4 protein-coding genes and 3 pseudogenes are annotated in these 5864 nt (G+C 50.2%); 6 read left to right on the forward strand and 1 reads right to left on the reverse strand.

Going from position 1 to position 5864, the window contains the following annotated elements:
• From PGQ95_RS26015 to PGQ95_RS26035, 5 genes and pseudogenes are all read left to right on the forward strand, one after another.
• Positions 1–81: pseudogene (locus PGQ95_RS26015) on the forward strand (IS6 family transposase); the annotation flags it as partial.
• Between the two features lie 106 nt (positions 82–187).
• Positions 188–778, forward strand: coding sequence for a plasmid pRiA4b ORF-3 family protein (locus PGQ95_RS26020; RefSeq protein WP_012477564.1), 591 nt, complete (start codon positions 188–190; stop codon positions 776–778).
• Between the two features lie 136 nt (positions 779–914).
• Positions 915–1487 carry a recombinase family protein gene (locus tag PGQ95_RS26025; protein WP_001493762.1) on the forward strand — a complete coding sequence of 191 codons (573 nt, stop codon included), beginning with the start codon at positions 915–917 and terminating at the stop codon, positions 1485–1487.
• A 36-nt stretch (positions 1488–1523) separates the two neighbouring features.
• Positions 1524–2915: an ISKra4-like element ISKpn19 family transposase gene (locus tag PGQ95_RS26030; RefSeq protein ID WP_001493761.1), complete on the forward strand. Its 1392-nt coding sequence runs from the start codon at positions 1524–1526 to the stop codon at positions 2913–2915.
• Positions 2916–2947: 32 nt separating this feature from the next.
• Positions 2948–3376 (forward strand): annotated as a pseudogene (locus tag PGQ95_RS26035) (recombinase family protein); the annotation flags it as partial.
• A gap of 318 nt (positions 3377–3694) precedes the next feature.
• Here PGQ95_RS26035 and PGQ95_RS26040 read toward each other — a convergent pair.
• Positions 3695–4351 (reverse strand): quinolone resistance pentapeptide repeat protein QnrS1, encoded by a 657-nt coding sequence (locus PGQ95_RS26040; protein ID WP_001516695.1) that lies wholly within the window; start codon positions 4349–4351, stop codon positions 3695–3697.
• A gap of 394 nt (positions 4352–4745) precedes the next feature.
• Here PGQ95_RS26040 and PGQ95_RS26045 point away from each other — a divergent pair.
• A pseudogene (locus PGQ95_RS26045) lies at positions 4746–5761 on the forward strand (IS3 family transposase); the annotation flags it as partial.
• Positions 5762–5864 lie beyond the last annotated feature (103 nt).

The raw sequence follows: 5864 nt of genomic DNA on the forward strand, positions 1-5864 counted from the left end.
CGCAAAGGCCAGGCCTCAGCATTTTATTATGGTGATCCCCTGGGCGAAATGCGCCTGGTAAGCAGAGTTTTTGAAATGTAAGGCCTTTGAATAAGGAGAGCATGAAAAACCTCGGGGCAGCCATCGAATGATGCCATCTACAGGGGTTAAAATAACCACCATCATTTCATAACAATACCTGCTGACTATGAAGATCTACGTCATCAAAATAGCAGTTCATGGAGTCAGTCCGATGGTCTGGCGTCGGCTGAGAATTGCTGCCGACACGTCACTGGCCGCGCTTCACTTCATTTTCCAGATAGTGCAGGGCTGGGGGGACGACCATCTCCATCAATTTCACATTTATGGCAAAGATTACGGTATCTCCTACGAAGGAGGCATCGGTTTTGTCGATAATCCGTTCCGGGTCGTGATTGATGATTTTGCTTTTGATGCTGGCGATCGCTTTACCTATGAATACAATTTCTTTGAGCACTGGCTTCATGACATTCGTGTTGAGGCCATTTATGAAAACTCTACGCTGAAAGCGCCGTTTTGTATAAGCGGCCATGGTATGCCCGGAGCCACAGCTGCGGATGAGTTCGATAAAACCCTGGCGTTTCTTGAAGCTATCGTTAATGCGGATGATGAAACAACGGTCGGCGAGATCCGCCCTTTTGCTGACGACCTGGATGCTGTCAGGTTCAACCGCCACAAAATCAACCGGCAACTGAGCAGGCTCGACCTTGCATCTCCGGTACTGGAGCCTGAAGTTATCTGGCTGGGCCGTCGTCGCTGACTGATGTCTATAAAGGTATACGTTTTCAGCATGCCTCTCAGATCCCCGAAAAAATGTCTATAAACCTCCCTAAATCAGTGTTTATGGATTATTCTTTAAATCTCTATGATGTTTAAAGACCTTCCGGAGGTTTTGCGTGCAATATGCCTACATCAGGGTAAGCTCGGCCGATCAGAATACGGCCCGTCAGGAAGAGGCATTGTCAAAGGCGGGTTTTCAGCCTGATAAAATTTGTGTTGAGCATGCCAGCGCGAAGGACACAAACCGCCCGGGGTTACAGGAACTCCTGGGGCAATTACGCCCTGGTGATACGCTTCTGGTTCATTCCATCGATCGCCTTTGCCGGAATATGTCGGATATGTGCGCTGTCACCACCCGGCTTCGTGACCAGGGCGTTACCCTTATTTTTCTGAAAGAGCAGCTGACGTTCAGCGCCGGCACAAACAATCCGATGCAGGAACTGCAGCTGCACATGATGTCGGCATTCAGCCAGTTTGAACGAGCCTTACTGAAGGAAAGGCAGGCCGACGGCATCGCCGCGAAAAAAGCACGGGGTGAAAAAACAGGGCGCCCCGGCGCCGATATCAAAAAGATCCAGGAAATTGACGCACTCAGAAGCAGAGGGGTCAGGCTCAGGATCGCCTGCGACCATGCGGGCCTTGGCGTTTCCACATATTATAAGCTTCGTCACCAGATGAACAACCAGTAGCCGGGAGATAGTCATCCACCACAGCAGGAGGCAATGATGCAACTGACGCTCCAGATAGTCATCACCGATGAATCAGGCTCCAGTCGAACGGAGGAACTGATGACAATCCAGAAATCAGGGGAGACCCGGAACGACATCGGATTATCGGTGTCAGAATCCAAGCTGTTGCTGAATACGGTCCAGCAGTCGGTGGTCCAGCTGCAGGCAGACGAATATACTCAACACCATATCCGGTGCCCTCACTGCCTTGCTGCGCGCAGAATCAAAGGCAAACAGAAAATACGGTACCGGACGCTGTTTGGCGTTATTCCGGTATCCGGGCTTCGGGTGTACCGGTGCCGTTGTGAAGAGAGTGATACAAAGACAGTCAGTTTGCTCAGCGACTGGGCCGGCGATTATTCTCACCCGGCACTGAAATATATTGAAACCCGCTGGGCCTCGATGATCTCCTATGAAATGACGACTCGTCTGCTGAAAGATATTCTGCCGGTGGGCCACAGCCTGAATGCCTCAACGGTGAGGAATCATTTATGCCAGGTGGCGCAGCGTCTTGACGCTGAGGCTGAAGCTCATTCAGGTTTTCTTTCCGGCTGCCCCCGCGACTGGGGGAACCTGCCCAGGCCAGGAAAACCGCTTGTGGTGGGTATAGATGGTGGTTATGTTCGCGATCGGGATGACAAAAAGCGTAATTTTGAAATTATTGCCGGGAAGTCTTTTTCCGTTGGTGCGCCTGCTGACACCCGCCGCTTCGGTTTTGTTCAGAAGGATGACTGTCATCCGGAACGCAGGCTCATGACCCACCTTTCAGCGCAGGGAATGCAGGCCAACCAGCAGATATTTTTTCTGTCCGACGGCGCGGATAATCTCAGGGACCTCCAGTTCGGTATGTACCCTGAGTCAACGCATGTGCTGGACTGGTTTCATATCACCATGAGGCTGAAGGTGCTCATGCAATATGCCCGGGGACTGCTGGTATCAGATCCAGAGGCGGGGAGTAAAGTTCTGGCACTGCTGGAAAGCATTAAACGATATCTCTGGCATGGCAATGTTGTCGCTGCGCTGGAACATATTGATAATTGCGTTATGTATTGCGATGACCCTGAACTCAGCTATCCTAGCCTGAAATCCCTGCAAAAACATCTGGATGAAATGTATACCTACATCCGGAATAATAAGATGATGATCCCAAACTACGGCGAAATGCGTCGGTACGGAGAGCCGGTATCAACCGCGTTTGTGGAATCCACGATCAATGAAGTGATCGCCAGACGAATGGCCAAAAAGCAGCAGATGCAGTGGAGCAGAAAAGGGGCTCATTATTTGTTACAGACCCGGACCGCCGTTTTGAATAACGAACTGCAGGATAAATTTGTCTGCTGGTATCCGGGTTTTCAAAGTGACGGGAAGGGACCAGCGATGGCAGCATAGCTCACGCTGCCCCAATATTTTTTATGCTCTCGGTCGTATGGAAGCTGGACCGCCTCGGTCGTGATCTTCGTCATCTCATTAATACAGTGCACGACCTGACCGCGAGGGGGACCGGTCTGAAAGTGCTGACCGGTCACGGGGCGACTATCGACACAACAACGGCCGCTGGCAAGCTTGTCTTCGGTATCTTTGCCGCACTGGCGGAGTTTGAGCGCGAACTGATTGCTGAAAGAACGACTGCAGGTCTGGCATCAGCAAGAGCCCGTGGGCGGAACGGCGGCCGACCTTATAAAATGACGCCAGTCAAACTGCGACTGGCAATGGCATCAATGGGACAATCAGAAACAAAGGTCAGTACGCTATGCCAGGAACTTGGGATAACCCGGCAAACTTTGTACAGGCATATTTCCCCTGTTGGTCAACTGCGGGCGGACGGGATCAAGCTGCTCAACCGTGGATAATTTGAACGGACGGAAAAATCTGGGGTTCCGGCGTAGTACCCCTATCACCTCCACATTTTTGCAACAGTGCCTTATAAATGGCAGCCTTATGTTTACTTGCCAAGATGGGCTACCATATGATGTTTTATACTGAGCAATATTAATATTATCTTTAATGGAAAAATTAAGCCCACTAAGTGACCCACTGCTATATGGCTCTATTGTGAAGACGCCTGAGGGTAAAAATTTATACATGGTTGTCCCTATGTCTATTATTGCAAGGTTGACAATATTATTCGTTTTATAAATTTGAGCGTTTAAAATCACACATCAAAGCAATTAGTCAGGATAAACAACAATACCCAGTGCTTCGAGAATCAGTTCTTGCTGCCAGGCTGCAATTTTGATACCTGATGTATCGACTTTGCGGGGATCTAAACCGTCGAGTTCGGCGTGGCATAAATTGGCACCCTGTAGGCTAAATTGCCCCCAGACATCTTCGGAAAAAACACCTCGACTTAAGTCTGACTCTTTCAGTGATGCACCCGCTAGGTTCGTTCCTATCCAGCGATTTTCAAACAACTCACATTTTTCTAAACAAACCCTCTCCATATTGGCATAGGAAAGATTACATCCAGAAATAAATGCTGAGCAAAAGTACATACGATTACTCACTTGATGGGCAAAGTTTGTTCGGGAAAAGTTGGCACCTTTTAAATCACACGCACGGAACTCTATACCGTAGCAATTGGCATTACTGAAGTTTGCCATCGCAAGTTGGCATTGTTGGAAACTTGCATCACGAAGATCTGCGACATCAAAGTGGCAGCCTTCGATATCACCCTGTTCAATGAACTTGCAGTTGACGAATGTCGTATCACGCAAGTTAGCACGTCGAAAGTCGCTGCGAATGAATGTGCAAGCGGTGAAGGTGAGATCACTTAAGTCTTTATGTGAAAAGTTGTGGTGCCGATATGTATGATTGTAGGTTTCCATGAGTACTCCTTGTTGAAAGGAGGGCTAGACTACCATTATACATATGCCAAGACATTAAAATAAAAGCCTGTTACATCAACACATTACAACCCCTCAATTTACCTGTTTTAAGTGGTCAAATTGGCGCGTAGAGCGCCTATCGCTCTTGCATTGGCACGCGGCCCTGTTGAAAAAAGTTATTCGCTTTAGATAGGGTTAGGAGAGCCGTGCTTCGCCGGTAAAAAATCGGACTATCCGACGCAGGGCGGACTCATCGGCGGAGAAGCAAACTTTGACTATATCTCCCTACACTTGGAAGAGGGCTAGACTGGCCCCATAGATCACCAGACACTTCGACTCTCTTAAAATAAGAGGTAGTCTTGGAACTATGTTTAATACCAGTCAGAACGATAAGATGGTTGAAGTGTTATCAGGACCTGAGCGGCGTCGGCGTCGTACACCGCAGGAAAAAATTGCCATTATTCAGCAGACTATGGAGCCCGGTATGACCGTGTCTCATGTCGCGCGCCTGCATGGCATCAATGCAAACCAGATATTCAAATGGCGCAAGCAATATTAAGACGGTTCACTGACGGCTGTTGCATCGGGCGAGGAAGTGGTGCCGGCCTCCGAACTCGCTGCCGCCAATAAGCAAATTCGCGAACTCCAGCGCCTTCTGGGCAAAAAGACGATGGAAGCCGAGATACTCAAAGAGGCCGTGGAGTTCGGCCGGGCAAAAAAATGGATTGCGCATGCGCCCTCGTTGCCTGGGAACGACGAATAAGCGACGTTTGCAGAAGTCTTGGCGTGTCGCGTGCGCAGTTGAGCATTCGGGTTCACCGGCCATCTGACTGACAGGATCGCAGACGGCAGCCCCGTTCTGACGATACCACCGTATTGTCCCGGATAAACATGGCGGTGGCTGACCTGCCGACGTATGGTTATCGCCGTGTGTGGGCGCTGCTGCGACGGGAGTCGGAGCGGGACGGCCTGCCTGTGGTTAATGCAAAGCGGGTGTATCGCATTATGAGAACGCATAATCTGCTTCTTGAACGTAAACCCGCTGATCCTTGCCGTAAGCGGGCCCATAAGGGGCGCGTAGCAGTAGCGGAAAGTAACCGGCGCTGGTGCTCAGATGGCTTTGAGTTCCGCTGTGATAATGGCGAAAAGCTGCGGGTGACCTTCGCGCAGGACTGCTGCGACAGGGAGATCATTGACTGGGCAGCGAGCACCGGAGGCTATGACAAAGAAACGGTGCAGGATGTCATGCTGGGTGCGGTGGAAAAACGCTTCGGAAGGCAGTTGCCAACAGTGCCGGCGTTCGCCCGGTTGCTGGGACTGGAGCCTTGTACGACAGCAGTGCGAAGCCCGGAAAGCAATGGCATAGCAGAAAGCTTCGTGATGACGATAAAACGGGACTACATCAGCATCAGGATTTTAGGGGTCTGACGCTCAGTGGAACGAAAACTCACGTTAAGCAACGTTTTCTGCCTCTGACGCCTCTTTTAATGGTCTCAGATGTCCTTTGGTCACC

Origin of the sequence: Klebsiella sp. 141240 (assembly GCF_050600805.1) — a bacterium.
Taxonomy (GTDB): domain Bacteria; phylum Pseudomonadota; class Gammaproteobacteria; order Enterobacterales; family Enterobacteriaceae; genus Klebsiella; species Klebsiella aerogenes.

Bases quoted from the DNA above. Each gene is read 5' to 3' on its own strand.
- PGQ95_RS26030 (WP_001493761.1), top strand. From the start codon at position 1,524: ATGCAACTGACGCTCCAGATAGTCATCACCGATGAATCAGGCTCCAGT.
- PGQ95_RS26040 (WP_001516695.1), bottom strand. From the start codon at position 4,351: ATGGAAACCTACAATCATACATATCGGCACCACAACTTTTCACATAAA.
- PGQ95_RS26020 (WP_012477564.1), top strand. From the start codon at position 188: ATGAAGATCTACGTCATCAAAATAGCAGTTCATGGAGTCAGTCCGATG.